Origin of the sequence: Pseudoroseomonas cervicalis ATCC 49957 (assembly GCF_000164635.1) — a bacterium.
Classification (GTDB): Bacteria; Pseudomonadota; Alphaproteobacteria; order Acetobacterales; family Acetobacteraceae; genus Pseudoroseomonas; species Pseudoroseomonas cervicalis.
Genome location: NZ_GG770778.1, coordinates 707199 through 710242 on the forward strand (window position 1 = coordinate 707199; position 3044 = coordinate 710242).

Genomic DNA, 3044 nt, shown 5'->3' on the forward strand with positions numbered 1-3044 from the left:
CCGCCAGGCCGCCGATGATGCCGGCGGCCACCGCGCCGGGGCCAGGGCCGCGGCGGTAGTAGTCATGCGCCTCGGCCGACGGGGCGGCGGCGACCAGCGCCATCGCGGCGGCGCCGGCCAGGATCATGGAGCGGATCGGTGTCATCATGGCGCCCTCCTGGGCTTGGATCACCCCAATATAGTGCCGATCCGCGCCAGATTATGGCGAAGGCGGGGTAACATCGTGTTCGTGATCCCCGCCCGCCGCCTCAGGCACGCGGGCCGTAGGTCGCGATCTCGATCAGGTTGTCGTCCGGGTCGCGGCAATAGACCGAGCTGATGGGGCCGAGCGCCCCGGCCTTGGGCACCGGCCCCAGCTCCACCGTCACGCCGCATTCGTGCAGATGGGCGATGACGTCCTGCGCCGTGACGGCGACGACGAAGCAGAGATCCTGGCCGCCCGGCGCCGCCGCCGGGCCGGTGAACCATTCCTCCTGCGTCGCCGTCTCGGGGCGGAGGTTGATCTTCTGCCCGCCGAATTTCAGCGCGGTGCGGCGCTGCTCGCCGAAGGCCTCGCGGTCCATGCCGAGGACGCGCTGGTACCAGGAGGCGCTTTTCTCGACATCCCGGCAGGTGATGACCAGATGGTCCAGGCGATCGACCGCGAAGCGCATGTTTTACTGTCCCCCTTCGCCCCGGGCGGGCTCCTGCGGCGCGGCGCGCAGCCGCGCCGTCACCTCGATCTCGATGCGCATCGCATCCGTCTGCAGCCCGGCATGCAGCAGGGTGGAAGCGGGGCGGGCGCGGGCGAACCACTTCCGGGTCACCGGCCAGCACGGCTCCCAATCCTCGCGCCGCGGCACGATGAAGGTGGCGCGCACCACATCGTCCATGCTGGCGCCGGCCTGCTCCAGCGCCGCCTGGATGTTGCGGAAGGCCTGCTCGCACTGCTCGGCCACGCCGTCCGCGATGGTCATGGTGGCGTAGTCATAGCCGGTGGTGCCGGCGACATAGACCATGTCGCCCGCCACCACGGCGCGGGAATAACCGATCTCCTCCTCGAAGCGGCTGCCCGAGGAAATCAGGCGACGATCCATCGCGCTCACTCCAGCCCGTCGTAGAAGTCGTTGCCCTTGTCGTCGACGACGATGAAGGCGGGGAAATCCTCGACCTCGATGCGCCAGACCGCCTCCATGCCGAGCTCGGGATATTCCAGCACCTCGACCTTGCGGATGCAGTCCTGCGCCAGCCGCGCCGCCGGGCCGCCGACCGAGCCCAGATAGAAGCCGCCATGCTGCTTGCAGGCATTGGTGACGGCCTTGGAGCGGTTGCCCTTGGCGAGCATCACCAGGGAGCCGCCGGCGGCCTGGAAGGCGGCGACATAGCTGTCCATGCGCCCGGCGGTGGTGGGGCCGAAGGAGCCGGTCGGCAGGCCCTCCGGCGTCTTGGCCGGGCCGGCGTAGTAGACCGGGTGGTCCTTCAGGTATTGCGGCAGCCCCTCGCCGCGGTCGAGCCGCTCCTGCAGCTTGGCATGGGCGATGTCGCGCGCCACGACGATGGTGCCGGTCAGCGAGACGCGGGTCTTCACCGGGTGCTTCGACAGCTCGGCGCGGATCTCGTCCATGGGGCGGTTGAGGTCGAGCTTCACCACCTCGCCGCCCAGGATCTCGTCCGTGGTCTCGGGCAGGAAGCGGGCCGGGTCGTGCTCCAGCGCCTCCAGGAACACGCCCTCGGGCGTGATCTTGGCCTTGATCTGCCGGTCGGCCGAGCAGGAGACGCCGATGCCGATGGGAAGGCTGGCGCCATGCCGCGGCAGGCGGATGACCCGGACATCATGACAAAAGTACTTGCCGCCGAACTGCGCGCCGATGCCGAGATTCTGCGTCAGCTTGTGGACCTCGGCCTCCAGCTCGCGGTCGCGCAGGCCGTGGCCGGACTTGTCGCCGGTGGCCGGCAGCTCGTCGAGATAGCGGGTGGAGGCGAGCTTCACCGTCTTCAGCGTCGTCTCGGCCGAGGTGCCGCCGATGACGATCGCCAGGTGATAGGGCGGGCAGGCCGAGGTGCCCAGCGTCTTGATTTTTTCTTCCAGGAATTTCAAGAGCTTGTCCTTGTTCAGCACCGCGCGGGTCTGCTGAAAAAGAAAAGTCTTGTTGGCCGAGCCGCCGCCCTTGAGGACGAACATCATGTGGAACTCGTCGGCCTTGTACTCGCCGGGCGAGGCATAGATGTCGAACTGGACGGGCAGGTTGTTGCCGGTGTTCACCTCCTCGAACATCGAGAGCGGCGCCATCTGCGAGTAGCGCAGATTGGTCTCGGTGTAGGTGCGGTGGACGCCGTAGGAGAGCGCCTCCTCCTCATCGCCCTCGACCCAGACGCGCTGGCCCTTCTTGCCGAAGACGATGGCGGTGCCGGTGTCCTGGCACATGGGCAGCACGCCGCCGGCCGAGATCGAGGCGTTCTTCAGCAGGTCGAGCGCCACGAAGCGGTCATTCGCGCTGGCCTCGGGGTCCTTCAGGATTTTTGCCAGCTGCTCCAGGTGGCCCGGGCGCAGGAAGTGCGAGACCTCCTTGCAGGCGGCGAAGGCCAGCTGCTCCAGCGTGTGCGGGGCGACCTTGAGGACCTTCTTGCCCTCGACCTCGATCACCTTCACGCCGCCGATGTCGAGCTTGCGGTAAGGCGTCTGGTCCGCGCCCAGCGGCAGCATCGGGCTGTAGCGGAAATTTTCCGGCCGCTGCGAGACGGGCATGCCGGCATCGGTGTCGGCCAGCGGCGTGTCGGCCAGCGGGGCGGCGCCGGCGGTGGAATCGGGAGCCGAGTCGGCAGGGGACATGGAACGCTCCGGCAGAACGGCAGTCCGGCCCGCGGCGGCAGATCCGCGGCCCCGGCTGCGCAGATGCGGGCGCCGCCTTCCGTGGCGGCGTCCTGTTCCGGCAGTGGTAGCGCAGCCGCGCGGGCAAACCAACCAGGGGCGGCGCCCCGGGGTGCCGGCTCAGTCGCGCGCGGGGCGGCGGCGGAAGGCGTCGAGGCTGACGATCTGCGCCGGGGCCTCGGGCTCGGCCGGGGCG

The 3044-nt window shown here is 69.3% G+C and carries 3 protein-coding genes; all 3 read right to left on the reverse strand.

The window, feature by feature from the left end:
* Positions 1–248: 248 nt before the first annotated feature.
* Genes HMPREF0731_RS10300 through HMPREF0731_RS10310 form a run of 3 tightly spaced genes read right to left on the reverse strand, consistent with a single transcriptional unit; the run spans position 249 to position 2725 of the window.
* Positions 249–653: a VOC family protein gene (locus tag HMPREF0731_RS10300; RefSeq protein WP_007004047.1), complete on the reverse strand. Its 405-nt coding sequence runs from the start codon at positions 651–653 to the stop codon at positions 249–251.
* A gap of 3 nt (positions 654–656) precedes the next feature.
* The gene (locus tag HMPREF0731_RS10305; protein WP_007004048.1) at positions 657–1076 is read right to left on the reverse strand and encodes a RidA family protein; all 420 of its coding nucleotides are present in this window, start codon (positions 1074–1076) and stop codon (positions 657–659) included.
* Positions 1077–1081: 5 nt separating this feature from the next.
* Positions 1082–2725, reverse strand: a complete 1644-nt coding sequence (locus HMPREF0731_RS10310; protein ID WP_040612660.1) for a fumarate hydratase — start codon at positions 2723–2725, stop codon at positions 1082–1084.
* Positions 2726–3044 lie beyond the last annotated feature (319 nt).